This is a genomic window from uncultured Roseibium sp. (assembly GCF_947496995.1).
Taxonomy (GTDB): Bacteria; Pseudomonadota; Alphaproteobacteria; order Rhizobiales; family Stappiaceae; genus Roseibium.
Map to the genome: position 1 here is coordinate 21,644 of NZ_CANMFD010000008.1, position 24,906 is coordinate 46,549.

General features: G+C 61.1%; 23 protein-coding genes. 9 read left to right on the plus strand and 14 right to left on the minus strand.

Annotation, left to right across the window (positions count from 1 at the left end):
* Positions 1 to 231: 231 nt before the first annotated feature.
* The 4 genes from Q1B40_RS23170 to Q1B40_RS23185 all read right to left on the minus strand — a co-directional run bounded on the left by Q1B40_RS23170 (position 232) and on the right by Q1B40_RS23185 (position 7,072).
* The gene (locus Q1B40_RS23170) at positions 232 to 1,926 is read right to left on the minus strand and encodes an amidohydrolase family protein (RefSeq protein ID WP_299820359.1); all 1,695 of its coding nucleotides are present in this window, start codon (positions 1,924 to 1,926) and stop codon (positions 232 to 234) included.
* Between the two features lie 62 nt (positions 1,927 to 1,988).
* Complete coding sequence (locus Q1B40_RS23175) at positions 1,989 to 3,323, minus strand: amidohydrolase family protein (protein WP_299820362.1); 1,335 nt, start codon at positions 3,321 to 3,323, stop codon at positions 1,989 to 1,991.
* 31 nt (positions 3,324 to 3,354) lie between these two features.
* Positions 3,355 to 4,914 (minus strand): amidohydrolase family protein, encoded by a 1,560-nt coding sequence (locus tag Q1B40_RS23180; RefSeq protein WP_299820365.1) that lies wholly within the window; start codon positions 4,912 to 4,914, stop codon positions 3,355 to 3,357.
* A gap of 976 nt (positions 4,915 to 5,890) precedes the next feature.
* On the minus strand, positions 5,891 to 7,072 hold the full coding sequence (locus tag Q1B40_RS23185) for an MFS transporter (RefSeq protein WP_299820368.1): 1,182 nt from the start codon (positions 7,070 to 7,072) through the stop codon (positions 5,891 to 5,893).
* A 92-nt stretch (positions 7,073 to 7,164) separates the two neighbouring features.
* On the opposite strand from Q1B40_RS23185, the gene Q1B40_RS23190 reads away from it, so the two are divergent.
* Positions 7,165 to 8,052: a LysR family transcriptional regulator gene (locus tag Q1B40_RS23190; protein WP_299820371.1), complete on the plus strand. Its 888-nt coding sequence runs from the start codon at positions 7,165 to 7,167 to the stop codon at positions 8,050 to 8,052.
* Between the two features lie 84 nt (positions 8,053 to 8,136).
* Here the strand turns inward: Q1B40_RS23190 and Q1B40_RS23195 are convergent, their stop codons facing one another.
* Positions 8,137 to 8,406 carry a HigA family addiction module antitoxin gene (locus Q1B40_RS23195; RefSeq protein ID WP_299820373.1) on the minus strand — a complete coding sequence of 90 codons (270 nt, stop codon included), beginning with the start codon at positions 8,404 to 8,406 and terminating at the stop codon, positions 8,137 to 8,139.
* 205 nt (positions 8,407 to 8,611) lie between these two features.
* Here Q1B40_RS23195 and Q1B40_RS23200 point away from each other — a divergent pair, with 205 nt between their 5' ends.
* The 3 genes from Q1B40_RS23200 (at position 8,612) to Q1B40_RS23210 (ending at position 10,268) form a co-directional block, all read left to right on the plus strand.
* Positions 8,612 to 8,899 (plus strand): helix-turn-helix transcriptional regulator, encoded by a 288-nt coding sequence (locus tag Q1B40_RS23200; protein ID WP_299820376.1) that lies wholly within the window; start codon positions 8,612 to 8,614, stop codon positions 8,897 to 8,899.
* Positions 8,896 to 9,954: a permease gene (locus Q1B40_RS23205; protein ID WP_299820379.1), complete on the plus strand. Its 1,059-nt coding sequence runs from the start codon at positions 8,896 to 8,898 to the stop codon at positions 9,952 to 9,954. Before Q1B40_RS23200 ends, Q1B40_RS23205 begins: the two co-directional genes overlap by 4 nt.
* Before the next feature lie 77 nt (positions 9,955 to 10,031).
* Complete coding sequence (locus Q1B40_RS23210; RefSeq protein WP_299820382.1) at positions 10,032 to 10,268, plus strand: thioredoxin family protein; 237 nt, start codon at positions 10,032 to 10,034, stop codon at positions 10,266 to 10,268.
* Positions 10,269 to 10,407: 139 nt separating this feature from the next.
* Here the strand turns inward: Q1B40_RS23210 and Q1B40_RS23215 are convergent, their stop codons facing one another.
* Complete coding sequence (locus Q1B40_RS23215) at positions 10,408 to 10,809, minus strand: VOC family protein (protein WP_299820386.1); 402 nt, start codon at positions 10,807 to 10,809, stop codon at positions 10,408 to 10,410.
* Positions 10,810 to 10,962: 153 nt separating this feature from the next.
* The gene (locus Q1B40_RS23220) at positions 10,963 to 11,973 is read right to left on the minus strand and encodes a DJ-1/PfpI family protein (RefSeq protein WP_299820389.1); all 1,011 of its coding nucleotides are present in this window, start codon (positions 11,971 to 11,973) and stop codon (positions 10,963 to 10,965) included.
* 92 nt (positions 11,974 to 12,065) lie between these two features.
* Here Q1B40_RS23220 and Q1B40_RS23225 point away from each other — a divergent pair, with 92 nt between their 5' ends.
* Positions 12,066 to 12,320: a DUF1272 domain-containing protein gene (locus Q1B40_RS23225; RefSeq protein ID WP_299820392.1), complete on the plus strand. Its 255-nt coding sequence runs from the start codon at positions 12,066 to 12,068 to the stop codon at positions 12,318 to 12,320.
* Positions 12,321 to 12,333: 13 nt separating this feature from the next.
* Entirely contained in the window at positions 12,334 to 12,942 is a 609-nt protein-coding gene (locus Q1B40_RS23230; protein WP_299820395.1) for a DJ-1/PfpI family protein, read from the plus strand.
* 45 nt (positions 12,943 to 12,987) lie between these two features.
* Here the strand turns inward: Q1B40_RS23230 and Q1B40_RS23235 are convergent, their stop codons facing one another.
* Positions 12,988 to 13,902: a LysR family transcriptional regulator gene (locus Q1B40_RS23235; protein WP_299820398.1), complete on the minus strand. Its 915-nt coding sequence runs from the start codon at positions 13,900 to 13,902 to the stop codon at positions 12,988 to 12,990.
* A 168-nt stretch (positions 13,903 to 14,070) separates the two neighbouring features.
* Here Q1B40_RS23235 and Q1B40_RS23240 point away from each other — a divergent pair, with 168 nt between their 5' ends.
* The 3 genes from Q1B40_RS23240 to Q1B40_RS23250 all read left to right on the plus strand — a co-directional run bounded on the left by Q1B40_RS23240 (position 14,071) and on the right by Q1B40_RS23250 (position 19,429).
* A complete protein-coding gene (locus tag Q1B40_RS23240) occupies positions 14,071 to 14,868 on the plus strand; it encodes an alpha/beta hydrolase (RefSeq protein WP_299820401.1) in 798 nt (265 codons plus the stop codon).
* 70 nt (positions 14,869 to 14,938) lie between these two features.
* Positions 14,939 to 16,129 (plus strand): efflux RND transporter periplasmic adaptor subunit, encoded by a 1,191-nt coding sequence (locus tag Q1B40_RS23245; RefSeq protein ID WP_299820404.1) that lies wholly within the window; start codon positions 14,939 to 14,941, stop codon positions 16,127 to 16,129.
* A 123-nt stretch (positions 16,130 to 16,252) separates the two neighbouring features.
* The gene (locus Q1B40_RS23250) at positions 16,253 to 19,429 is read left to right on the plus strand and encodes an efflux RND transporter permease subunit (protein WP_299820407.1); all 3,177 of its coding nucleotides are present in this window, start codon (positions 16,253 to 16,255) and stop codon (positions 19,427 to 19,429) included.
* A gap of 128 nt (positions 19,430 to 19,557) precedes the next feature.
* On the opposite strand, the gene Q1B40_RS23255 is transcribed toward Q1B40_RS23250, so the two are convergent.
* From Q1B40_RS23255 to Q1B40_RS23280, 6 genes are all read right to left on the minus strand, one after another.
* On the minus strand, positions 19,558 to 20,565 hold the full coding sequence (locus tag Q1B40_RS23255) for an LLM class flavin-dependent oxidoreductase (RefSeq protein ID WP_299820410.1): 1,008 nt from the start codon (positions 20,563 to 20,565) through the stop codon (positions 19,558 to 19,560).
* A gap of 79 nt (positions 20,566 to 20,644) precedes the next feature.
* Entirely contained in the window at positions 20,645 to 20,824 is a 180-nt protein-coding gene (locus tag Q1B40_RS23260; protein WP_299820413.1) for a hypothetical protein, read from the minus strand.
* 105 nt (positions 20,825 to 20,929) lie between these two features.
* Positions 20,930 to 21,910, minus strand: coding sequence for an alpha/beta fold hydrolase (locus Q1B40_RS23265; protein WP_299820416.1), 981 nt, complete (start codon positions 21,908 to 21,910; stop codon positions 20,930 to 20,932).
* A gap of 65 nt (positions 21,911 to 21,975) precedes the next feature.
* Positions 21,976 to 22,734, minus strand: a complete 759-nt coding sequence (locus Q1B40_RS23270; RefSeq protein WP_299820419.1) for an ABC transporter ATP-binding protein — start codon at positions 22,732 to 22,734, stop codon at positions 21,976 to 21,978.
* Positions 22,728 to 23,801 carry an iron ABC transporter permease gene (locus Q1B40_RS23275; protein WP_299820422.1) on the minus strand — a complete coding sequence of 358 codons (1,074 nt, stop codon included), beginning with the start codon at positions 23,799 to 23,801 and terminating at the stop codon, positions 22,728 to 22,730. Before Q1B40_RS23275 ends, Q1B40_RS23270 begins: the two co-directional genes overlap by 7 nt.
* Complete coding sequence (locus Q1B40_RS23280; protein WP_299820425.1) at positions 23,794 to 24,900, minus strand: ABC transporter substrate-binding protein; 1,107 nt, start codon at positions 24,898 to 24,900, stop codon at positions 23,794 to 23,796. The genes Q1B40_RS23275 and Q1B40_RS23280 overlap by 8 nt, the downstream gene beginning before the upstream one ends.
* Positions 24,901 to 24,906: the final 6 nt, after the last annotated feature.

Genomic DNA, 24,906 nt, shown 5'->3' on the forward strand with positions numbered 1-24,906 from the left:
ATGTTTCAATCATGTCGAATTGTTGCAATTGCGCTGCAGGTGCGAAGGAGGCGGGAGGAAGAGCCGCGGATAAAGTGACTATACAATTCAGGGCTTGCACCAACGCCACACCGTCATGTTTTGCCAAAGGCAAGCATCTCACCAAGTTGAACGAAGAGAGATGCTTGCCGCACGCTCCCGGACCAAACCCGGTCTCACGACCGCAATTGCTCAAGGAGCTTGTGTTCCGGGTTACTCCGCCGCCCCGGACAGCAGCGCCCCAGCACCTGAATCGTCTTCCCCGTGAATTTGAGCCAGACCCGGGTTCAGACCAATGGTGTGCTCGTTCAGCCAGGTGCCCACTTCGATGGGCTTGAACTTGCCCTCGGCTTCGACCGGGAAGCGGATGGCCTGACCTGCCTTGACCGGCAGCACTTCATTGTCCTTGACCACAATTGTGCCATTGACCACGACATAGGGAATTCCAGTGGTTGGAATGCCGTGTTCGCCCACCTTGTAGCCGGAGTTGTCGGTGACGGTCTCAGGGTCGAAAATGGTGATGTCGGCAACTTTGCCCACCTGCAACCGGCCCCGATCCTGCATGGATTCAAGGCCTGTATCGCCCAAGTGTTTGGCGACCCAGTAACTGGCCTGCGCAATGGTGAACATCAGTGGCACGCCCTGTTCGCGGCCCATGCGGAGGGTGGCGCCCCGTGTACCCGAGGTTCTCGGGTGACCGCGATAGTCTGACCAGTCCGCGTCCCAGGGCAGCAGCTCGCCATCGTCCCCAACGCCAGCCATTGCATCACTGGCAATGGTCATGTGCGGAATGGTTAGCCAATAGGGCATCCAGTCTTCGCGGTAGGGGAAGAACACGACAACGGCGCGGCCGGGATTGCTTTCCAGCAGGGCTGCGTAGGTCTCATCTGTCAGATAGGCATCATCGACCGGATCGTAGAGCGTATCCTCATAGCGATAGCCGTATTTGTCCTTCCACTCTGCCGGGCGCAGGAAATCAGCGCTGACGGGCGTGGAGCCGGCGGCATAGGGGTAATACTCGGACCACATGTTGAGGCCCTTGTCCCGGGCCAGTTGCAGTTTCTCCTCGATTTCCCACCAGCCGTAATCATTGTTGTGTGCCATCAGCAGCGGCGCATCCAGAAGCATGGCATTGGTGAAGATCTCATCAAAGGCGATGGGGGCTTCGGTCGGTGTGTCCTGAATCAAATGATAGCGCGTGTGCACCGATGTCAGGCGGCCATAGTTTGCCGCTGCGCGTTGTGCGGCGAACAGCTCGTAGCTGGTCAGTCCACGCGCCATATAGGCAGCCCCGACACCGACGCCGAGCGCGCCGTTCTTCAGGTCTTCGTCGAGGATCTGCATCACCTCGTTCATCTGGTCGATGGAGGATCTGGTCACTGACCAGCCAACAACCCCATCGGCTCCGGCGGCGGCGATGTAAGGGGTCGCTCTGGCGTAATCGGTCGGGGCGCTCAGCCCGGCTTCGGGATCGTGAACCGCCATACGGGCCATGATCATGCCCGCAGTGGTGCCGAAGTTGACCTGCCAGCCGGTGTCAATCTTCTCGTCATACCAGCCACCGACGTTAAAAGCGCCAAGCTCAAGGTCCATGCCGGTGGTGACACCGTCACGCAGCGCCATCTTGGTCGCGAATTCATCGACGGCGTGATAGTGCGTGTCGATGAAACCCGGAGCAACAACGAGTCCCGTCGCATCGATGGTCTCGTCGCCGGTAATGGCCTGCTTGGTGATGTTGACGATCCGGCCATCCTTGACGGCAACATTGGCGACCTCATCGCGCATTGTCTCCGGATCCATGACACGACCATTCAGAATTACGAGGTCATAGTCTTGGGCATGACCGACAGAGGCGGTCATTGCGACTAGGATCAGCGCTCCGGCCACAAGGTTCTTTTTTCTCATCATTTCAACTCCGTTGCTGGGGTGTCTGACTGGATTCCGCATTCACTTTCGGTCTGCATCCCACGTCACTGCAGCGTGTTTTTGAAGATCTTTCCGTCCTTCATGATGAGATCGAAATTCTCATGAGGTGCGGCGATCAGGTCGATGTTCTCCAGAGGATTGCCGTCAACCAAGATCAGGTCGGCGTAAGCACCCTCTTGAACCACACCGAGTGGTCCGGCCAGGTAAGGATGTCGGGGGCCCGCCAACTCCAATAGTTCCGCATTGGTCGAAGTCGCCATTTTTAGAACTTCATAAGGCGTATACCAGTGCTGAAGTTTGGCCAAAAACGCACCTTGACGCTCCGCCAAGGCCGGGTCGAAGAGAATGTCAGTACCGAAAGCGACTTTGACACCGACCTCTTTGGCCGTGCTGTAAGTACGGTCCGTCCCATTGGTCACTTCAATCCATTTTTTCTGGCTTTCAGGATCATCAAAGATAAAGCCGTCCTCATCATTCAAGAGCGGTTGAACCGAAAGCCATACATCGTTGTCACGCATCAATTCCATGGTCTCGCGACTCATCAGGAAACCATGTTCGATAGACTTCACGCCTGCCTCAACGGCTATCTGTACAGCCTCATCGGTAAAGACATGCGACGCGACATAGGTGTTGTAGGTATCTGCGACCTCAACGAAGGCTTCGATCTCGGCCTTGGTAAATTGGCGCACATCCAGAGGGTCATAGGTGGATGAAACCCCGCCACCGGTGGAAATCTTGAGCTGGGACGCACCCATGCGCATGATCTCGCGCGACGTCTTGATCACTTCGGGCACACCATCGGCCATGGCCATCAGCCCGACGCTGTACCAATACCACTGCGAGTTCGCCGGATTGGTCGGCACCGCCTGGTAAGGACGGTAGTCGAAATGTCCGCCAGTCTGGGTTACCGGTGGACCGGACGGAAGAATGCGCGGACCATTGATCTCGCCTGCATCAATCATCCGCTTGATAGCAAATGAATTACCTCCCACATCCCGGACAGTCGTGAACCCCCGCAAAAGCGTCCCTTCTGAGCCTATGGCCCCCCGCACGGCCACTTCAAGGATATCCCCCGTCACAACCACACTCTGCGGGTTGCAACAATAAAGGGTATGCCAATGAGCATCGATCAAACCCGGTATAAGTGTCCGTCCGCCGCCGTCGATCACTGTTGCCTCACCGGCTTCAATCGGGTCGCTCGACACGGTCTTGATCAGATTTCCCTCGATCAGGACATTCAAGTTCTCGATCCGCGTCTCGTTAACGCCGTCAAAGACATGGACGTTGGTAAAGAGGGTCTGATCCGGTGTTTCCTGAGCCATCGCGGCACTTCCGGCAAAGGCAAAGGCGATCGCCATTCCAATGTGAGGCAGTCTCATGGTGTTTTCTCCTCCACCAATTGTGCGGAAATCAGTCCGCTACGGCATTGCGGATCGGGCGGCCATTTGGAGCATCCAGAACGAGGTCTCCGTTACGCACCGAGAAACCGCCGTTGACCAGAACGGTCTGCACGCCGACAGCCGGTTTATTGGCATCCTCAAAAGTGGCCATATCGGCGACGGTAGCGGGATCGAACACGACGATATCCGCATCCATACCGATCTGGATCCGCCCTTTGGTGCGCATCTGCGGCACACTTTTCTCAAGCGTCTGCGCTGGCATCAGCGACATCTTGCGGATGGCCTCGCTCAGCGACATCAGCCCGCGCTCACGCACATAGGACCGCAGGATTTTAGCGAAGGTGCCGGCTGAACGCGGATGGCTGAAGACATTGTCCGGCAGGGGCCATTCATCGCCCTCATAGTTCTGAACGTTGCCATCTTCGTCGAAGTAGGACCAGAAGACCGAATCCGAGGCGACCAGCGCCGCCGGGTGGGTGACCGACAGATCCAGAAGGGCGAGATCTTCCGGGCTGGTCTCATCGAGGAAATGCCAGGTGATGAAGGTGCCGGGCTTGTTGGCCTGATAGTCCGCCAGTTCCTCTTCGCTCATCCGGTCCTTGCCGAGTTGGAAGTTTTCCGCTGTCGACGACATACGCTCGCGCCAGTCCGGACCGCTGAACATGGCCGCACCGACGACCGTGTTAGCAGCGCCATAGGGATAGGCCTCGGTGGTGACGTTGATACCTTTCGCCTGCGCTTCTTCCACCAGGGCCAGCGTGGTCTTGATGTCCGACAGGGAGGTCGAGTTGATGTGGCACAGGTGCATGTGCGCGCCGGTGATGGCGGCATTTGCGATCAGTTCCTTGATTGCCTCGAACGAACTTTGCGGCTCGATGTTGCTGGCGTACCGCACATGCGTAAAGGTGGGCACGTTGTACGCGTTGGCCAGTTCGGAAAGCGCGAAATACTCCTTTTGACCGTAGCCCGGCGCGTAACCTGCGTTGATGCCGATGCCGAGTGCGCCGTCCTTCAGACCCTGCTCGACCAGGGACATGATGTGCTCGGACTGCTCAGGGGACGCGATGTCCATCTTCCAGTGGCTGTGGCCTTGTGCATCCTGGAAGTAAGCCGCCGTGGCCTGTGGATCGGTCTCGGTAAAGGTTGCGATCCGGCCAAAGGTCCAGCCAGCAGCCGCACCGTAGTTGACAGGAAGGTTCTTGTTGGCCTGGCCGTCGTACCAGTCGGCAATGGGCAGAACGCCGGACTCAAGCTCCAGCGATGTCGTGACTCCTTGCATCACCTGCATCCGGTAATCGCCGATGTTCTGGCCATGGGCGTGCAGATCGATAAAGCCAGGTGACACGACCTTGCCAGTCGCGTCGATGACGGTCTCGCCGTCCAGCGGGAACTCACTGATCGCAGCGATCTTGCCATCTTCGATCGCCATATTGCGGATCGCGTCCAGACCGGTCTCCGGATCGATGACGCGTCCATTGTTAATGACAAGCTCGTAGTTCTGGGCCATGCCCGCAGATACTGTCAGAACACTGAAAACTAGCGCACCAGAGAGGTTGAATTTTAGCAACATGCTGGTCGGTCTCCTATGATGACGGTATTGTGAAGAATGTCTTGTCAGCCTTCTTCGACAACGGACCCAGCCAAAACAGATAACGCTGTCAGCATTATTTGGAAGGTTTCAACTCAACGCATGTCTTCACTTCAAGAAATAGTGAACCGTTCAACAATCCGCCGTCAATTTACGCTACCCGCCTTGGATAGGTTTAACCGATCACCACCCGATGCGGTGAATGACCGCTTACCAGCTCATCAACGCTAAACCCGCCAGTCCCCTACCCTGCCGCTCCCTTTGGGGCGCATAAGATGCCGGCATGCAGGATATTCTGACCGCCCTTTACGACCGCACCGCCGCATCGCCCCGGCCATCGTCTGGGACGGGGGCGTGTCGGCCGGGTAGGCGGCCACCTTGTCGGCGAGCCTCAGGAGATCGGCCTCGCTAGCGACTTCCAGCGCCAAGTTATGCAGGCCGACGTTCCGGCGGCGGTCGAAACCGTTAACCGAACCGGCCAACTTTTGCCGGCACTAAAGTCAGTGCGCTGCGGCCTTGTCGAGGTCACCCGCACCGGTGTCGCCGCCGTGCAGCGCAGTCCTGAAGGGCTATAAAGCCGGACGCTCACAACAACGTCGCCGTCCCGGGCTCGACCCGGGACCTTCCCTCCGGCCCCGGATCAAGTCCGGGGCGGCAAAGACACCGTTTCCCTTTGCATGGGCCTGACGCGGGGGTCTTTCCTGAGGATCAGGTCCACGGCTGTTGCAGGTCCGGGGTGGACATCAACCATAAGTTTGCGCGACCTCCGCATCGCGCTTCCAGGTCGGTCGTTCGGTGGGATTTGATCCGATCTGTAAAGCTGTCGTTCGACCCCCCTTCGAGTGAATATCCAAAGACGGCGGCAAGCCGCTCGTTGCATGTGCAAGGCAATATGATATGTGGCTCCAATTGGGTGTCTCGCCCCACCGCAAGATTGTTACGGCAGGGCAAGACGATCCTATTCAGCGGCGACGATCTGAGGCGTGGCGACGCTCAAGCGGCCTGAGAGGCGCACCAGCATGATCCCGACAACCACAACACCAGCGGCGATGTAAGGCGTAGCGGCCAGTCCAATGCCTTCAACAACAAGCCCGCCGGCCCATGCCCCACCGGCAATACCAAGGTTGAACGCACCGATATTCAGTCCGGAAGCCACATCAACCGCGCCGGGTGAGACCTGACGTGCGATTTGCACGACATAGGATTGCAGCGGCGGCACGTTGGCGAAGGCAAAGCCGCCCCAAAAGGCCGCAACCGCGATGGCTGCAATCGGGCTGGTCAGGGTTGACCCAAGCGCAATCAGCGCCACAGCCAGACCTGCAAAGATCAAGGTCAGCGCGGGCACGGCACCGATGCGGTCCGACAACTTACCGCCTGCGATGTTCCCCACAGCGACAGAGGCTCCGTAGAGCAGCATCACAAGACTGATGGCTCCTGCGGACAGACCGGTGACTTCATTCAGCATGGGCGCAAGGAAGGTAAAGGCGATGAAGTTGCCTCCATAGCCGACTGCCGTGATTAGATAGACCAGCAGCAACCGCGGAGACGTCAGCACCTGGAACTGCGCCTTGATCCCGGCTGACGCGGTACGGGCCAGATTGGCCGGCACCAGGACGGCAGAGGCGATAAAGCCGATCAAGCCAAGAGCGACCACGCCAAGGAAGGTCGACTGCCAGCCGAAGTTTTGACCAATGAACGTCCCCAAAGGCACACCCGTCACCAAAGCGACTGTCAGGCCGAGGAACACCAACGCAATGGCAGAACTTTCCTTTTCAGGTTCCACCAGGTCAGTGGCGATGGTCGAGGCGATGGCAAAGAACACGCCGTGGGCGAGACCGGTGATAAAGCGCGCAGCGACAAGGCTGCCATAATCCGGCGCGAAAGCGGCGTAAGCATTGCCGAGCGTGAACAACGCCAGCAAGAGCAGCAAGAGTGTCTTGCGCGGCACCCGATCGGCCAGTGCGGTCAGCACCGGTGCACCAATGGTGACGCCCAGTGCATAAAGGCTGACGAGCAGGCCAGCGGAAGGGATTGAGACGCCAAGATCGGCGGCAATGGTGGGAAGCAAGCCGACGATAACGAACTCGGTCGTTCCGACGGCAAAAGCGCTGATGGTCAGCGCCCATAAGGCAAGTGGCATCGGTTCTCTCCATAAATTTGATGTCGACGCCGTATATGCCTGTCGCTATCTATTGCGAGAATAGACACGTCTGGAATGGACCATTGCATAAAATGCACGAATTACTGCGCATGGGGGACCTCGCTGCTTTTGTCGGGATCGTCGATGATGGCGGCTTCGCTGAATCCGCGCGGCGCAGGGGCGTTTCGGCGTCAACGCTCAGCCGCTCGGTCACCCGGCTGGAAGAGCAACTGAAAGTCACATTGCTAAGGCGCACCACGCGATCCAGCGAAATCACTCCCGAAGGCGCCGCCGTTCTGGCTGAGGCGCGCGAAATTCTGGACCGCAGCGAAAGCCTTCAAGAGATAGCAACGAGTGGACAAGCCCCCGCTGGACCTCTGCGTGTAAACGCGCCTGTGCCTTATGTTCTGCATGTCCTCGCCCCTCGTCTGCGAGAGTTTCGCGCGAAATACCCCGACATCCAGTTATCGATCGACATGACTGACACGCTGGTGGATCTGATTGGCAGTCACGCGGATGTTGCAATTCGGCTGGGTCAGTTGCCCGATAGCGAAATGTTGCATCGTCCGTTGGGGCGCACAGCTTGGAAATTGGTGGCCGCCCCAGCGTATCTTGATCGCCACGGTTGGCCGGAGACACCAGCCGATCTCGCGCAGCTGGAGCAAGTGCGGTTCGCCATACCCGAGCACATAAATACTTTGCGCTTTGCCAACCATAAAGCCCCAGTGCGCGTTTCCCCGGCTTTAACCGCTGGCAATGGCGAAGCCGTGCGTCAATTGGTGCTGAACGGTCTGGGCATTGCACGTTTCTCCGATTTCATGATCGCCAAAGACCTGCGCACGGGACGCCTGGTCGAATTGTTCCCTGGTCAGCTTGATGTGGAACCGCTGGATATCTCCGCGCTCTACCTCACCCGCGTCTCAGGGCTACGCCGGTTGGGAGTTTTCCTGGATTGGTTGGGAACCATTAGCGAAGGCTGAGACGTTCGTGCGTCTTCAGTTTGCCGAACGATGCAAAGCAAAGATTGCCACCCTTAGATGGTTCACTGCCGGTCCGGTAAAGTTCTATCGTTTTTTAACCGAGGTCTGCGCCAGGCCATAGGCCGTCTGCATGCGCAGCAGCGTGTCCGCCCTGACCCCGAACGCCTTTTCAAACCGGATCGCCATGTCCGCGGACAGTCCGGCCTTGCCGTTGAGCAACATGCCGAAGGCTTGCCGCGAGACACCGAGATGGGTCGCCAGCTCGGTAACGCTGACACCGGCCGGCTCGACAATCTCCGTCTTCAACCAGTCCCCGGCGTGAACTGCGAGAGCGGGATGCATCCCAAGAGCCATGGTAATCCTCAAGATCCATGTCGATCAATGCGCCGTCTTCGTTGATTGAACAAGCGTAACGCGACACTTGTCACGCGTTCAACCTGTCAAGGCGGTAGCCGCTGCGCGTCCCCGGTTGCACGCACCCGCATTGTTTATGGGTCCAATCCTTCCCCCATTGACATGCATCAATCCGCATATGCGCCAGGGCGCATAAAATGTCAGCATGCAGGACATTCTGACCGCTCTTTGTGACCCCACCCGCCGCACCGCTCTGGCCATCGTCTGGGACGGGGGCGAGCATTGTGTCTGTGAGCTGATGGTACGCCTCGAGGCCAGCCAGAGCCGGGTGTCCAGGCACATGAAGGTGCTGCGCGAGGCCGGTCTCGTTATCGCCCGGCGCGATGCGCAATGGGTACGCTTCCGCCGCAACCCGGATCTTGAACCGGAATTCAGGGCGGTGGTCACCGCCGTTCTGAAAGCCGAAAAACTGCTCGAACAGGAAATGGCATGACCACGGATATTCATGACAGCGCCCATCGGCGCGGTACGCCTGACTGGGTCTGGTACGCGGGCGTGGCCGCAGCGGCCGTCCTTTGGTTGCTGGCATACGGCCAGTTGATCCCGGTCTCCGAATGGGTGACCTCGCTGTTTCCGGTCGCCCGCGACAGCCACACCGGCGAGGCCATCGCCTTTTTCGTCTACGACGTGCCCAAGGTGCTGCTGCTGCTGACCGGCATCGTCTTTGTTACCGGCGTGCTGCGCAGCTGGTTCAGCCCGGAAAAGACCCGCGCCATCCTGGCCGGAAAACGCCAGATCTGGGGCTATCCGCTGGCCGCCCTCCTGGGCGTGCTGACGCCCTTCTGTTCCTGTTCCTCGGTGCCGCTGTTCATCGGCTTCGTCTCCGCCGGCATTCCCCTGGGCGTCACCTTCTCCTTCCTGATCGCCGGGCCGATGGTTGGCCCGGTCGGCCTCGGGTTGCTCTACGGTCTGGTCGGCTGGAAGATCGCCACGGTCTATCTGGTGTTCGGTTTCACCATCGCCACCCTCGCGGGCTATGTGCTGGGCCGGATGAAGCTGGAACGCTACCTGCAGGACTGGGTGCGCGAGCTGACAGCGGGCCCGGCGGGCGATCTGCCCGAGGAAAGCCTGACCATGGTGGACCGGCTGAAGGTCGGCGTCGAGCAGGTGCGCGAGATCGTCGGCAAGGTGTGGATCTGGGTGCTTGCCGGCATCGGCATCGGCGCGGCGATCCACGGCTATGTTCCCGAAGCCATCATGCTGAAGGTCATGGGCGGCGACGCCTGGTGGTCGGTCCCCTCGGCGGTGGTCATCGGCGTGCCCATGTATACCAACGCCGCCGGCGTCATTCCCATCGTCGAGGCCTTCCTCGGCAAAGGCGCTGCGCTCGGAACCACGCTGGCCTTCATGATGTCGGTAATTGCCCTGTCCCTGCCGGAAATGATCATCCTCAAGCAGGTGCTGAAGCTCCGGCTGATCGCGATCTTCGCCGGCGTCGTGTCGGCGGGCATCCTGGCCACCGGCTATCTCTTCAATTTTCTCATGTGACCACCCAAGGACCTCTTGCCCTCCTCCCATTCGCACGGCCGTCCCGGCCCGAACCATCTCGTGAAAGGACCCACCCCATGAAAACCGTCAGGATCTACGGTCCCGGCTGCAAGCGTTGCGCGCAAACCGAAGCCATGGTGAAGGCCGCCGCCGAAAAGCTCGGCGTCGATATCCAGGTGGAAAAGGTCACGGATACCAAATCCATCGCCATGGCCGGCGTCATGTCCACGCCGGGAATTTCTATTGACGGCAAGCTCGTCCATGCGGGCGGCCTGCCGGATGCCGCCAGGCTCGACGGATGGCTTGCGGCATGATCCGTCCCGGAGCAGGCCCGCATCGTGCTCAACCCAGCGGCTTCAGCAAGCGGCAAGGCGAGTAGGCCCCGGGTCTCGCTCCACTCGCCCGGAGTGACCCGGAGGGGGACCGGCAAATGCGATAGCCCTGCCCCTTTTCTCAATTCCCCATCCAGACCAGTTCCATCCGGATGCCGCCGGGCTCCGAGAACATCATGTGTTTTCTCGGGCCCGTGCCCATGAATTCCGGCAGGAACTCGACCTGGACATCCGGATAGGCGGCCAGCTTGTCGGCGAGCCGCAGGAGATAGGCCTCGCTGGCGACTTCCAGCGCCAGGTGATGCAGGCCGACGTTCCGGCGGCGGTCGAAGCCGTTGACTGGACCGGCCGTATCGACCTGCCAAAGGGTCAGCCGCATCCGGTCGTCGGTGATCGTGGTGCGCGGATAGCTCTCGTCCCTTGCGGTCTCGCGCCAGCCCAGCACATCGACGAAAAACGCCGTGGTCTTGTTCAGGTCGGCAACCGCCAGACCAAGATGGTTCAGTCCCAGGGTTTCAGCCATTGATTATCCTCTGTCTTTCTACCGACAAATGGCTAGCCTGAAAGCGAGCCCAGGCAAAGGCTGAAAAACGGGCTGTTCCCCGCGAGCAGGCGGATGAACCGGTTGATCGGGACCGGGCCTTGAAGGGATCGGCAAGATAGTCCGCGTGCCGCGTCAGGCCGCTCCGGGAAGGGCGTCGGAGCCTGTCATCTGACCAGTAGCAAACCGCTGGCGATAATCGCTGGGCGACACATGGAGCACGCGTATGAAGCTGCGGCGCATCCGTTCGTCATCCCCGAATCCGCACCGGCGCGCAACCTCACTCACCGGCAGTTCACTTTCTTCGAGCGACCGGCGCGCAGCATCGATTCGCAAGCTCTCAACAGCCTTGGCCGGCGTTGTCCCGATTTGCTGTGTGTACAACCGCGCGAAATTCCGGGGGCTCATGTTTGCTCTTTCGGCAAGAACATCGACGCGCAGGTCCTTGTCGATATTGTCTGCGATCCATTCATGAAGGCTCTCGAACCGGCCGGTTTCATCCAGGATCTGTCTGTCGAGGGTTGAGCTGAATTGCGATTGGCCTCCCGGGCGGACCACGTAGGACACCAGTTCGCGCGCCAACGAGAGTGAAGCTGTGCGGCCGATATCTTCCGCGACCATGGCAAGGGCCATATCGATGCCTGCGGTCACACCCGCCGAAGTCCAGATGTTTCCGTCTTTAATGTAGATCGGGTCCGTTTCGACCTTCACGGAAGAATGCTTTCGCGAAAGCTCAGCGCATGATTGCCAGTGTGTCACGGCCCGGCGCCCGTCGAGCAGACCGCAGGCCGCCAGCACGAACGCTCCCGTGCAGACCGATGCGGCGCGCTCCGCTCTGTTTGCAAGCGTCATCACCCCGTCGACAAAAACGGGGTTCAGGGCCGCAGCGCGAGACCCCTTGCCGCCAGCCACGATGAGAGTGTCGATGCGCTCGTTTTCCCAAGATCCCATCGCATGCGTGGCGATGGAGACCGGAGTATCGGTCTTCACATGCCGACCGTCTGTCGAGACGACCTCGGTTCTGTAAACGGCACCTCCGTTCTCGTCGACCGCATCTGCAAAAACCTGTAGCGGACCAGCAAGATCAAGCAGTTTCATCTGCGGGAACACCACAAACAGGACTGTGCGGGGCGCGGAGGTCTTCATGGTGATTTGGCAGCAATTGAGGGCATCTTGTCATTTATGCCAGAGCGCAGGCTGCTAGTCTACTCACGTTGCCTTAGCCAAAGGAGCGGAGAATGTTAAAGCTGAAACCCAACTGCGAATGCTGCGATGCCGATTTGCCGCCGGACAGCCTCGATGCAAGGACATGCTCGTTCGAATGCACCTTCTGCAAGGATTGCGCGGAAGACGCCTTTCACAATCTCTGTCCGAACTGTGGAGGAGAGCTGTTGCGTCGCCCGATCCGTCCCGTGGAGCATCTCGTCAAGAACCCGGCGTCTACGGATCGATTCCTGAAAGCGCATCCGGAATGCGCGCATCTTCAGACCTGAAAAGGACCACAGCATGAAATCCATTGGCGCGCTGGTTTTTCCCGGCTTCGAGACGCTGGATCTGTTCGGGCCACTCGAATTCTTCGGCTGGCTGCCTGAAGAATTCAGCATCACCACGGTCGGCGAAAAATCCGGCCACGTCACCTGCAGGAGCGGTCAACGGATCGTGGTCGATCGCTTGCTCGGCGACAGCACTGACTATGATCTGCTGCTCGTGCCAGGCGGACCGGGGACACCCGTGGAACCGGTCAACGAAGCAATCAATGACTGGATCAGGGCGGTGTCCGGGAAGGCCGGCATCGTCATGAGCGTTTGCACGGGCAGTGCCCTTCTGGCGAGCACCGGCGTTCTCGATGGCCGTAAAGCGACAACCAACAAGATGAGATTCAACTGGGCAATTCAGTTTGGTCCGAAGGTGGACTGGGTCGGCAAGGCCCGCTGGGTCGAGGACGGAAAATTCTTCACGTCCTCCGGCGTGTCGGCAGGCATGGACATGAGCCTGGCGGTGATATCCCACATTCTCGATCAAGAGACAGCCAGACACGTCGCCAGGTGTGCGGAATACAGCTGGACCGAAGATCCAGCGTCAGACCCCTTCGCGGTTCAACATGGGGTTTCGTGAACCAGTCTTTCGAGGCTGCCACTTTTCGGGCTCCGGACCACCTCCCTACCTCTGACCGGCGGGCTGGATCCCCGCCAGTAGGCGGATGAGCCAGTCGACGAAGACCCTGACCTTGTTGCTGAGATGCCGGTTCGGCGGGTAGACGATGTAAAGGGGGATTGTATCGGTGGTCCAGTCGTCCAGCACCTGCACCAGGGTTCCCTTTTCCAGTTCCTCGCTCACCATGAAGTCCGGCAACTGGCCGATACCATGTCCCGCGACGGCGGACAGAACATAGCTGCGGGCGTCGTTCACGGCGATCCAGTGCCGGCCGGCAACGGAGATTTCCCTGCCATCCTTGCGAAAAACGAATGGCCGCACCTGGCCCGTCTGGGCGACAAAGTAATTGACGAAGGAATGGCCGGCTTCCAGGTTTTCGGGCCTTTCCGGCGTGCCGAACTTGTCCAGGTATTTCGGCGCCGCGCAGGTGATCAGGCCTATCTCGGAAACCCGCCGGGCGATCAGCGACTGGTCCGCCGGCTCGCCGCCCCGCAGGGCGCAATCGACATTCTCCTTCAGGTAGTCGACGGTCCTGTCGCCGATACCGATATCAAGCTGGATATCGGGATATTTCTGGTAGAATTCGCACAGAAACGGGATCACGAACCAGTCCGCGAACGCCCCTGACATCTCCACCCGCAGCCGGCCGCTCGGCTCGGTCTGCGCTTGGGACAGCCTGCCGTCGAGCTCGTCGATATCGGCGATGATGGTCACCGCCCTTTCATAATAAAGAGCGCCGTCCGTCGTGACGACCACACGCCGTGTGGTCCGGTTGAGAAGCCGGGTCTGCAGATGCTTTTCAAGACGCTGGATGAGATTGGTAAGGGTCGCCTTCGGCATCCGCAGCGTTTCCGCCGCGCGCGTGAAGTTGCCGGTTTCCACGACCTTCACGAAGGCGCGCATGGCGGAAAGCTGATCCATGGCAAGATCTCTCTGAAATTTGTGTGCCGCAATATTATTCGAAATTTCGAACAGAGAAAACAATAAACCCACGCTTATTCATTTCCACGAACAAACCTATCTTGGTTCTGTAGAAACCCGGACCCCGACAGGCGTCCATTCCCCCTTTGGAAGAAGCGACACCAGGCAATGACGATCCTGATGAAGGAATTGACGCTGGAAAAGGTGGCCACAGGCCCTGTCGCTGTGCGTGTCTACGAGGGGGCCGCAAACACGGCGGATGCGCCCGTTCTTTTGTTTTTCCACGGAGGCGCGTTCACAGGTACCCTGCCGAAACGCAGCCTCTTCGCCGAGACCGCAGCCCAGGCCGGCGCGACCGTGGTGCTGCCCGACTACAACGCCCCGCTCGGCGGCATCTTTCCCAAGCCCCTGGAAACCGGCTTTTCGATCTTTTCGTGCCTGGCACAGAAGCGGGCCGGGCTCGGCAACCGCAAATCGAAGCTGTTCGTCGGCGGAGTGGAGGCCGGCGCCAATGTCGCGGCGGCGGTTGCGCTGAAGGCGCGGGACCATTTCGCCGACGAGCTGGACGGCCAGATCCTGCTGTCGCCGCTCCTCGATCCCTACATGGCCTCCGCCTCCATGCGCGAGGCGGACGCGCTTGGCATGCGCGAGCGCTGGAGCGAAGGCTGGAGCCATTACCTGAGCGGTGGCATGTGCCATCCCTATGCCGCCCCCTGCACCTGCTCCCGGCTTTCCGGTGTGGCGCCCGCTCTCGTCCTGACTTCGGAAGACGATCCGCTGCGCGACGAGACCTTCGGTTATGCGGCAGCGCTCAAGGCTTCCGGCGTCGATGTTCACCAGCATGTTCTTCCTGCCGGAACAGGCTGGCCATCGATCTATGGTGCAAAAAGCAATGACATCGCGTCGTGGCAGGCATGCGCCGCAAGACAATTTGCCGATTTCGTCCATGCAATCGGCATCCAGTGAAGTTGCAATGAACAGCCTTCGAACCTGCCGTATCCCAAGACGGCCGGTCGAAGGTCCTAAGGAGAGACCAATGACATCGAAAAGCAATCTCTGGACGCTCACGGGCGCCAGCCTGGCAGTTGCCGTGTCCGTTTCAGCCGCGGCTCTCTTTGTGAACCTGCCCGCCACCAATCCCGCGACAGCCGCGGGCGACACTACTGAAGCTCCCGCCGTTCCCGTGACGGTGGCCGAAGTGGCCAGCAGGCAAATCACGATGTGGGAAGAATTCTCCGGCCGCCTGGAAGCGGTCGACCGGGTTCAGATCCGCTCCCGCGTGAGCGGGGCCATCCAGTCGGTCGACTTCCGGGAAGGATCGCTGGTCAAGGCGGGCGATCCGCTCTTCACCATCGACCCGGAACCTTTCGAAACCGCGGTTACCGAGCGCCAGGGGCAGGTTGCCCTTGCAGAAGCCCAGCTTAATCTGGCCCGGCTGGAACTTGATCGCGGCCGCAAACTGATCACGAACAAGACCATCTCCCAAAGCGTCCTGGACCAGCGGCAGAACGCCTTTGCCGAGGCGCAGGCGAACCTGCGCACCGCGAAGGCGGCTCTGCAGGCTGCAAGGCTGGAGCTTGGATATACCCGCGTCCTGGCACCGGTCGCCGGCCGTGTCGGCAGGATCGAGATAACCGTGGGCAATCTGGTGGCCGCGGGCTCCGCCTCTCCGGCGCTGACCACCCTGGTCTCGGTCGATCCGATCTACGCCAGCTTCAACGCCGGTGAAGACGTGGTAGCCAGAATTCTGGCCGAGTTGCCGCAGACCGGTGCGGCCCTGCCGCCGCTGGACCTGGTTCCTGTCGAAATCGAAACCATCGGCGGCGACGGCACTCCGATCAGGGGCAGGATGCAGCTCATCGGCAACGAGGTCGATGCCGCCAGCGGCACCATCGCCGTACGCGCCGTCTTCGACAATCCGGACGGAAGGCTGCTCCCGGGCCAGTTCGTGCGTGTCCGCCTCGGTGAACCTTCGCCGGAGACAAAGATCCTCGTCAGCGAACGGGCGATCGGCACCGATCAGGACAAGAAGTTCGTCTTTGTGGTCGGCGACGACAACAAGGCAAGCTACCGGGCGGTCGAACTTGGCCGCAGCGCCGAGGGCAAGCGCATCGTCGAGCACGGCTTGACGCCCGGCGAACGGATCGTTGTCAACGGTCTTCAACGCATCCGCTCCGGAGTATCTGTCGATCCCCAGATGCAGAAAGACGTTGCAGCGGTGAAATAACCGCTCCCGGCGGAGCCGCCTGAAGCCCCGCCGGCCCCTGCTCCGAATTCCGATTGTCGCCGGTGGCACAGGCCGCCGGACAGAGAAGCTTTGTTTCCTCCCCACCCCGGAAGGACATGGAAAATGAATATCTCGAGATTTTTCGTCGACCGCCCGGTCTTTGCCGGGGTGCTATCGTTCCTGATCCTGCTGGCCGGCCTGATCAGTGTCCCCTTCCTGCCGATTTCGGAATATCCGGAGGTGGTGCCGCCGTCCGTCGTCGTACGGGCGACCTATCCGGGCGCCAACCCAACGGTCATAGCCGAGACAGTCGCAACACCCCTGGAAGAGCAGATCAACGGTGTGGAGGGCATGCTATACATGTCCAGCCAGGCGACCTCCGACGGCGTCATGACGCTGACGGTGACCTTCGAACTGGGCACCGATCCCGACAAGGCGCAGCAGCTTGTGCAGAACCGCGTTTCGCAAGCCGAGCCGCGCCTGCCGGCCGAAGTCAGGAGCCTCGGCGTAACCACGGTCAAGAGTTCGCCCGACCTGATGATGGTGGTGCACCTGATCTCGCCGAACGAGCGCTACGACATCACCTATCTGCGCAATTACGCGGTGCTCAACATCAAGGACAGGCTGGCGCGCATCGACGGCGTCGGTCAGGTTCAGGTCTTCGGCTCCGGCGACTATTCCATGCGAGTCTGGGTCGATCCGCAACGGGCAGCCGAGAACAACCTCGCCGCCAGCGACATCACCACAGCCATCCGCGCCCAGAACGTCCAGGCCGCGGCCGGCATCATCGGCGCTTCGCCGAATGTCGACGGCGTCGACCTGCAGCTCAGTGTCAACGCCCAGGGCCGTCTGGAAACGCCCGAGGAGTTTGGCAACATCATCGTCCGGACAGGCGAGCACGGCGAGGTCACCCGCCTGCGTGACGTTGCCCGCATCGAGCTCGGTGCGGCGGACTATTCCCTGCGCTCGCTGCTTGACGGCAAGTCCGCCGTGGCGATGCCGATCTTCCAGTCACCGGGCTCCAACGCCATCGCCATTTCAGACTCGGTGGTGGAAACCATGAACGCGCTTCAGGTGGCGATGCCCGAGGGTGTTGAATACGAGATCGTCTACGACACCACGAAGTTCGTCCGCGCCTCCATCGAAAAGGTCGTCGACACGCTGCTGGAGGCAGTCCTGCTGGTGGTTCTCGTCGTCATCGTGTTCCTGCAGACCTGGCGCGCCTCGATCATTCCGCTGATCGCCGTGCCGGTGTCGATCATCGGCACCTTCGGCGTGATGTATGTGTTCGGCTTTTCCATCAACGCGCTCAGCCTCTTCGGCCTCGTGCTGGCCATCGGCATAGTGGTCGACGACGCCATCGTGGTGGTGGAAAATGTCGAGCGCAACATCGAGAACGGTCTCGCCCCGCGCCAGGCGACCTACAAGGCCATGAAGGAAGTCTCCGGCCCGATCATCGCAATCGCGCTGGTTCTGGTCGCCGTCTTCGTTCCGTTGGCCACCATAACCGGTCTGTCGGGCCAGTTCTACCGGCAGTTCGCCCTGACCATCGCCATTTCAACGGTCATCTCGGCCATAAACTCGTTGACCCTCTCCCCCGCGCTGGCCGCGCTCCTGCTGAAGGAACACGACGCGCCCAAAGACCTGCTGACGCGCGTCATGGAGCGTCTGTTCGGCTGGTTCTTCCGCGGCTTCAACAAGGTGTTCGGGGCGGGCTCGCGCGCCTATGGCAAGGGCGTCGGAGGGCTTCTGTCGCGCAAGAGCCTCGTCATGGTCGTCTATGCCGCGCTCGCTGCGACCACTTACGGCCTCTTCACCAGTATACCCGGCGGCTTCGTGCCCGCGCAGGACAAGCAGTATCTCATCGGCTTCGCGCAACTTCCCGACGCGGCGACGCTCGACCGGACCGAGGACGTCATCCGCCGCATGAGCGAGATTGCCATGGAACAGCCCGGCGTCGAGCATGCGGTTGCCTTTCCAGGCCTGTCGATCAACGGATTCACCAACGCTTCCAACGCCGGCATCGTCTTCGCCACCCTGACGGATTTCGAGGAACGCCGGTCGCCGGAACTTTCCGGAGATGCCATCGCCATGCAGCTGAACCGCAAATTCGGCGCGATCCAGGACGCCTTCATCGCCATATTCTCGCCGCCGCCAGTACAGGGCCTCGGCACCACCGGCGGTTTCAAACTGCAGATCGAGGACCGCGCCGGCCTGGGCTTCGAGACTCTCGACGCCGCCAACAAGGCCTTTCTCGCCAAAGCCTACCAGACACCTGAACTGGCGGGCCTGTTCTCCAGCTTCCAGATCAACGTTCCGCAACTCTACGCGGATCTCGACCGGACCCGGGCCGAACAGCTTGGCGTTTCGGTGACCGATGTCTTCGACACACTGCAGATCTATCTGGGTTCGCTCTACGTGAACGATTTCAACGCCTTCGGCAGGACCTATTCCGTCCGCGTCCAGGCCGATGCCAAGTTCCGGGCCCACGCGGAGGACATCGGCAAGCTGGAAGTGCGCTCCGCGAACGGCCGGATGATCCCGCTCTCGGCCCTGCTCAAGGTGGACCCCGCCACGGGTCCGGACAGGGTGACGCGCTATAACGGCTATCTGGCCGCCGACATCAATGGCGGCCCCGCGCCCGGCTTTTCCTCCGGTCAGGCCCAGGACGCGGTGGAACGGCTCGCGCAGGAGACGCTGCCGAAGGGTGTAGGTTACGAGTGGACCGACCTGACCTACCAGCAGATCCTCGCCGGCAATTCGGAAGTCTTCGTCTTTCCGCTCATCCTGTTGCTGGTCTTCCTTGTGCTCGCCGCTCAGTACGAAAGCGTCACCCTGCCGGTCGCGATCATCCTGATCGTACCGATGGGCGTCCTCGCCGCCCTGACGGGCATCTGGTTGACGGGCGGCGACAACAACATCTTCACCCAGATCGGCCTGGTGGTGCTGATCGGCCTGTCGGTGAAGAACGCCATCCTGATTGTCGAGTTCGCCCGCGAACTCGAACTGGAAGGCCGCAGCCCGCTTCAGGCGGCAATGGAGGCGAGCCGGTTGCGCCTGCGGCCGATCCTGATGACTTCCATCGCCTTCATCCTCGGCGTCCTGCCGCTGGTCCTGTCCACCGGCGCCGGCGCGGAAATGCGCGTTGCCATGGGTATCGCCGTCTTCTCGGGCATGATCGGCGTCACCTTCTTCGGCATCTTCATGACGCCGGTCTTCTACGTCCTCACACGGCGTCTGGCGGGCAACCGCCCGTTGGCCAGGCATGACGAGACGACGGGGGTTCTGGAAGAAGCCTGAGAGTCCGGATCGGCGCGGTAGACGCAGGAGAGGCGGACTTCAGCTTGCTGAAAGACGCAGCCCCTGCGGAAGCCGCCGGGTCCGAAACATGTCTGAAATGGGTTTAGAATTGCCCTTCAAACACAGCGTCACGCCACCCTTGACACCTCCCGCAAGTCCGCCAGCACCTCGGCCGCGATCTCGAACGAGCGCACCCGCGCGGCGGGGTCGTGGATCATGCCGGTTACCATCAGCTCGTCGGGCCGGTGGGTTTCGATCAGGTTCTGCAGCCGGTCCCGGATGGTGGCGCGGGAGCCGGTCGCGGAACAGGACAGGGCATGGTTGACCTGCGCCATCACCGGCGCGGGGATCTCGGCCGAGAGATCATCCGTCGGCAGGGGCAACTTGCCGGGGCGGCCGGTGCGCAGGCGGGCGAAGGCAAGGATCTGCGAGGAACGCAGATAGGTGGCCTCTTCGTCGGTCTCTGCCGCGCACACACCCGCCGCCATCATCGCATAGGGTTCCGACAACGTTTCCGAGGGCTGGAACGAGGACCGGTAGATCGAGAGCGCTTCCGCCAGCATGTCCGGTGCGAAATGCGAAGCAAAGGCATAGGGCAGACCCAGATAGGCGGCAAGCTGCGCGCCGTAAAGGCTGGAGCCGAGGATCCAGACCGGCACATGGGTGCCCTCCCCCGGGATGGCCCGCACGGAAGAACCTTCCTCCGCGTCGCCGAAATAACCGATGAGTTCCGCCACGTCCTGCGGGAAACTGTCCTCCTGCGCCATGTGGCGGCGCAGCGCACGGGCGGTTGCCATGTCGGTGCCCGGTGCGCGGCCCAGGCCGAGGTCGATCCGGCCGGGATAGAGCGTTGCCAGCGTGCCGAACTGTTCGGCTACCACCAGCGGCGCGTGGTTGGGCAGCATGATCCCGCCGGCACCGACACGCATGGTGCTCGTGGCCGCCGCGACATGGCCAATCACCACGGCCGTGGCCGCGCTGGCGATGCCGGGCATGTTGTGATGTTCGGCCAGCCAGTAGCGATGATAGCTGGCCTTCTCCGCCGCGCGGGCCAGATCGACCGTATTGGCGAGGGCATCGGCGGCAGTCTTGCCTTCCGGCACCGGCGACAGATCGAGCAGTGAGAAATTTTTCATGAAAAGCTCCTTGCCCCGGAGCTATTCATCCGGAGCGGCCAATACAAGGGCCGGCGGAAAGGAAGACCGGCCGGGCCGCCTATTGGTTCGTATCCGCGGCAATAGTCTTGCCCAGATGTTTCTCAACAATCATCCGCAGGCTTTCAAGCCCGCCAGCTTCCTTTTCTAGGGCCGCCCGCAGTTTCTGATCGTGCCCGGGCCGGTAACGCCCCCCTTTTGTGAGTTGACCACAGCCACACAAGCACAGGTTTCCTGCCATTCGATCCTCCATTGCAGATATAACCGGAAACACTATCGTCCAACACGTGCATAAGACAGTGCCGATACCACCTTCATCAAGGCTCTTGAGCGCAGGACGCAGACGTTATGGTTTGGCAACGCCGTCCAGAAATCGGACGATGCCCGGAACGAGGTCTTCATGCAGGGGAAGTGTAGGGTCTGTGTAGGTCGCGGCAGGCTGCCCCGCCACATCGGCCTTGAGCATATGGGTTGCACCTGAAAGGACCAGTTGCTGCGCCTGTGGCAGCGCGGTTTGAAGCAGGTCGGCATCCACCATGCGAACCTGAATGTCCGCATCGCCCTGAACGATCAGCGCGGGCCCCTCCCAGTTCCCGGCGATGTCTGCCGGATCATGGGAAAACAGGTCGATCATGTAACGTTGCAATCCGGTGGAAAAAAGCGGCCGCAGGTTCGGCGTCAACTGTTCCGGATCCCGGTGACGGCCGGCTTCCAGATCCGCGACGACGGACCGGAGCTGGGGAAGAAGCGGTGCGGCCCCGGGGCTGGCTTCGAACTGCTCGATCATCAGTTGCCCAATGGGACGTCCCGGTGCCGCCATGAGGACAAGCCCGCACAGAGCCTCCGGAGGTTCCATGGCCGCCACAAGCGCAACGAGGCCGCCCTCAGAGTGGCCGGCAAGCCATACGCACGGAGCAAGTTCGGACGCCTTTTCGACCCAGCGCCGGGCATCCTCAGCATAAGCCTTGATGGTCACGTCGTTCGGATCGGACAGGGCGGAAGCGCTGCCGAAGAAGCCGCGCTTGTCGATACGCAGTGATGCCACGCCCAGGCGGGCGAGGTCCTCGGCAAGCATCTTGTAGCTGTCGGACATCAGCCCCATCGACGGCGAATTTCCGTCCCGGTCCGTCGGACCGGATCCGGGGATGATGACAAGGGCATGGTTCGCCCCCTCGACAGCGATCATCTCCGCCTCGAAATGTCCCTGCGGACCGGGGATTTGCACGGGTTCCGCCGCCGCCGGCATCGGCAACAGCACCAGGCAGATCAGCGGTACGGCCGCTGCGGAACGTTCGCGATGGAATATTTGTAGGAACCATGAAACCATTGACGTGCGTTTCCTTCCTGTCGGCAAGAGCCGGGTCCGAACCGGATACGGTCGCGCTTGCCGCCTCACGCCGCCGGACGGTCGATGATGATATGCGCTTCGCCGCGCGAGCAGGTCTCGATGCGCGCCTCGACCTTGTAGATGTCACGCATCAATTCAGGTGTGATCACGTCTCTGCTCGGGCCTGCCGCAACCAGCTTGCCGCCGGCGATCACCAGCGTGCTGGTGCAGTAGCGCAGGGCGTGGTTGAGGTCGTGCAGGGCGATCAGCACAAGCATGTTCTTCTGCCGCGCCAGGCCGCGCATATAACTCAGCACCTCGACCTGCCGGTAGAGATCCAGCGCCGAAGTCGGCTCATCCATCAGCAGGACTTCCGGGTTGCGCACCAGCGCCTGCGCGATGGAGACGAGCTGACGCTGTCCGCCGGACAATTCTCCCAGATTACGGAAAGCGATATCGGTGATCTGAAGGGACTGCAGCAGGTGGTCGATGGCGGTCAGTTCGTGATCGCGCACCCGCCATCCCTCCCCCTGCTTGGCTGCCAGCAGGATGGATTCATAGACTGTCAGCACCGCGTTGGCGCCGGTGTCCTGCGGCATGTAGCGGACCGCGGTTGCCTCCGGCGCGCTGGCGCCTTCAAGATGCACGGTGCCGGGGCCTTTCAGGAGACCGGCGATGCGTTTGAACAGGGTCGACTTGCCCGCGGCATTGGGACCGATCAACGCGGTCAGTTCCCCACCGGCAAGGTCCGGTGTCGTGACGCCTTCGACGGCAAGGCCGGAACCGTATCGCGCGCCGACATCTTCAAGGCGGAGCGCTACCATGAGTTCCTCCTGTCGGCGAAAATCAGCGCAAAGAAGAACGGTACACCGACCAGAGCGGTGATGACCCCGATGGGCAGCACGGCGCCGGGAATGAGCATCTTGGAAACCACGGAGGTCGCCGACAGCATCAGGGAGCCGCACAGGATCGCCGCAGGAAGAAAGAAGCGCTGGTCCTCGCCGACCAGCATGCGGGCGACATGCGGCCCCACCAGGCCGACGAAGCCGATGGTGCCGACGAAGGAGACCGGAATGGCCGCCAGCAGGCTGACGCCGAGCAGCGTCTTGAGCCGCAGCGAACGGATGTTGACGCCGAAACTCGCCGCCTTGACCTCACCGAGCCGGAGCGCGGTCAGCGCCCAGGAATTGCGGGCAAAGAACGGTACGCAGACGATCAGCACGGCGAAGGTGGCGTAGACCTTGCCCCAGGTCGCCTTGGTAAGCGACCCCATGGTCCAGAAGACCACCGCCGCCAGCGCCTGTTCGGAGGCCAGATATTCCAGCAGAGAAAGCAGCGCGTTGAACGTGAACACCAGGGCAATACCGAGGAGCACGATGGTCTGCACGCTCACACCCCGGAAGGTGGAAAAGGCATAGATGAACAGCGAGGCGGCCATCGCCATGATGAAGGCGTTGAGCGGCACCATATACTGCACGGCGGCCGGAAAGATCGCCACGCCCGCCACCAGTCCCAGCGCCGCGCCAAAACCGGCTGCGGCGGAAATGCCGAGCGTGAACGGGCTCGCAAGAGGGTTCGCCAGGATCGTCTGCATCTGTGCACCGGCCAGCGACAGACAGCCACCGACGGAGATCGCCATCAGAGCGATCGGCATGCGGATATCCCAGATCACCACGCGCGTCTGAAGCGCGGCCTCGGACGGGAAGAACACCGCCGCCAGCACTTCGTCCAGCGGATAGCGCGCCGGACCAAGCGCCAGGTCGACGCAGAAGGTGGCAGCCAGTGCGCTCAGCAATCCGCAGATCATCAGGACGCGCCGAAAGGCAAGGGCGCGGTAAAGACCGCGCCCTGTCCCGGCTGCACCCGTTTCAGCCACTGGCATGTCAGCCATCCGATTTCAGAGACACGAAGTAGCCGGGCCGGTAGTCGACCGGCAGGAAGCGCTCGTGCAGTTCGCCGAAGGTCCCGCTCGGATCAAGATCGGCGAACAGTTCCGGATGCAACCACTTGGCGATCTGCTGGATCGCAACGAACTGGTAGGGGCTGTTGTAGAACTGGTGCCAGATGGCGTGAACATTGTTGTCCTGGACCGCCTTGACGCCGGTAAAGCCGGGACGCTCCATCAGGCCCGCCAGCTTTTCGGACGAGACTTCCGGATCCGCACCACTGCCGACACCCACCCAGTTGCCGCCGGGTACGTACAGTTCCCAGTTGGCGCCGGTGACGATGACGTGGTCCGGGTTGGCCGCGATGATCTGCTCCGGGTTCACGGTGCCGAACGTGCCGGGAATGATGTCTCCGGCCATGTTCACGCCACCGGCGATTTCCACCATCTTGCCGAAGTTCTCGTTGCCGAAGGACATGCAGCAGTCATCGGAATAGCCGCCGGCCCGTTCCACGAAAACGACCGGGCGCTGCAGGTCGGCTTGTTGCGCCAGATTGCTGGTGACCTTTTCGATCTCGGCGGCACGGAACGCGATGAAATCCTCGGCCTTCTGTTCCTCGCCGAAGATCTTGCCGATCAGGCGCATGGACGGCTCGGTATTTTCCATCGGCTTGTCACGGAAGTCGACATAAACGACCGGAATACCGACCTTCGCCAGCTTCTCGATATAACCGCCGTCTTCCGTCGCTTCCTTGGCGTCAATGTTCAGGATGATGACATCCGGCTCGAGGGCAACCGCCTGTTCGATGTCGAACGTGCCGTTCTTCATGCCGCCGAAAGTCGGCAGGTCGGCCATCTGCGGAAACTTTTCCAGGTACTGGTGATAGCCGTCATTGTCGGCCTTCTCGAAATCGTCCCGCCAGCCAACCACACGTTTGAAGGGCTCGTCGCCATCCAGCGCTGCGGTGAAATAGATCTGGCGGCCTTCGCCGAGAATGACCTTTTCCACCGGAGCCTCAACTTCGACGGTCCGCCCGGCAATGTCGGTCACCGTAACGGTTTCCGCGGCCATCAGGCCCGCCGGGAAAAGAACCGCTGCAAACATTGCGGA

Excerpts from the sequence above, each read along its gene's own strand:
- Q1B40_RS23230 (WP_299820395.1), top strand. The coding sequence starts at position 12,334 with ATGAAATCCATTGGCGCGCTGGTTTTTCCCGGCTTCGAGACGCTGGAT.
- Q1B40_RS23235 (WP_299820398.1), bottom strand. The coding sequence starts at position 13,902 with ATGGATCAGCTTTCCGCCATGCGCGCCTTCGTGAAGGTCGTGGAAACC.
- Q1B40_RS23270 (WP_299820419.1), bottom strand. The coding sequence starts at position 22,734 with ATGGTAGCGCTCCGCCTTGAAGATGTCGGCGCGCGATACGGTTCCGGC.
- Q1B40_RS23280 (WP_299820425.1), bottom strand. The coding sequence starts at position 24,900 with ATGTTTGCAGCGGTTCTTTTCCCGGCGGGCCTGATGGCCGCGGAAACC.
- Q1B40_RS23180 (WP_299820365.1), bottom strand. The coding sequence starts at position 4,914 with ATGTTGCTAAAATTCAACCTCTCTGGTGCGCTAGTTTTCAGTGTTCTG.
- Q1B40_RS23190 (WP_299820371.1), top strand. The coding sequence starts at position 7,165 with ATGCACGAATTACTGCGCATGGGGGACCTCGCTGCTTTTGTCGGGATC.
- Q1B40_RS23195 (WP_299820373.1), bottom strand. The coding sequence starts at position 8,406 with ATGGCTCTTGGGATGCATCCCGCTCTCGCAGTTCACGCCGGGGACTGG.
- Q1B40_RS23220 (WP_299820389.1), bottom strand. The coding sequence starts at position 11,973 with ATGAAGACCTCCGCGCCCCGCACAGTCCTGTTTGTGGTGTTCCCGCAG.
- Q1B40_RS23275 (WP_299820422.1), bottom strand. The coding sequence starts at position 23,801 with ATGGCTGACATGCCAGTGGCTGAAACGGGTGCAGCCGGGACAGGGCGC.
- Q1B40_RS23210 (WP_299820382.1), top strand. The coding sequence starts at position 10,032 with ATGAAAACCGTCAGGATCTACGGTCCCGGCTGCAAGCGTTGCGCGCAA.
- Q1B40_RS23170 (WP_299820359.1), bottom strand. The coding sequence starts at position 1,926 with ATGATGAGAAAAAAGAACCTTGTGGCCGGAGCGCTGATCCTAGTCGCA.
- Q1B40_RS23215 (WP_299820386.1), bottom strand. The coding sequence starts at position 10,809 with ATGGCTGAAACCCTGGGACTGAACCATCTTGGTCTGGCGGTTGCCGAC.
- Q1B40_RS23225 (WP_299820392.1), top strand. The coding sequence starts at position 12,066 with ATGTTAAAGCTGAAACCCAACTGCGAATGCTGCGATGCCGATTTGCCG.
- Q1B40_RS23200 (WP_299820376.1), top strand. The coding sequence starts at position 8,612 with ATGCAGGACATTCTGACCGCTCTTTGTGACCCCACCCGCCGCACCGCT.
- Q1B40_RS23255 (WP_299820410.1), bottom strand. The coding sequence starts at position 20,565 with ATGAAAAATTTCTCACTGCTCGATCTGTCGCCGGTGCCGGAAGGCAAG.
- Q1B40_RS23175 (WP_299820362.1), bottom strand. The coding sequence starts at position 3,323 with ATGAGACTGCCTCACATTGGAATGGCGATCGCCTTTGCCTTTGCCGGA.
- Q1B40_RS23265 (WP_299820416.1), bottom strand. The coding sequence starts at position 21,910 with ATGGTTTCATGGTTCCTACAAATATTCCATCGCGAACGTTCCGCAGCG.
- Q1B40_RS23245 (WP_299820404.1), top strand. The coding sequence starts at position 14,939 with ATGACATCGAAAAGCAATCTCTGGACGCTCACGGGCGCCAGCCTGGCA.
- Q1B40_RS23240 (WP_299820401.1), top strand. The coding sequence starts at position 14,071 with ATGACGATCCTGATGAAGGAATTGACGCTGGAAAAGGTGGCCACAGGC.
- Q1B40_RS23205 (WP_299820379.1), top strand. The coding sequence starts at position 8,896 with ATGACCACGGATATTCATGACAGCGCCCATCGGCGCGGTACGCCTGAC.
- Q1B40_RS23250 (WP_299820407.1), top strand. The coding sequence starts at position 16,253 with ATGAATATCTCGAGATTTTTCGTCGACCGCCCGGTCTTTGCCGGGGTG.
- Q1B40_RS23260 (WP_299820413.1), bottom strand. The coding sequence starts at position 20,824 with ATGGCAGGAAACCTGTGCTTGTGTGGCTGTGGTCAACTCACAAAAGGG.
- Q1B40_RS23185 (WP_299820368.1), bottom strand. The coding sequence starts at position 7,072 with ATGCCACTTGCCTTATGGGCGCTGACCATCAGCGCTTTTGCCGTCGGA.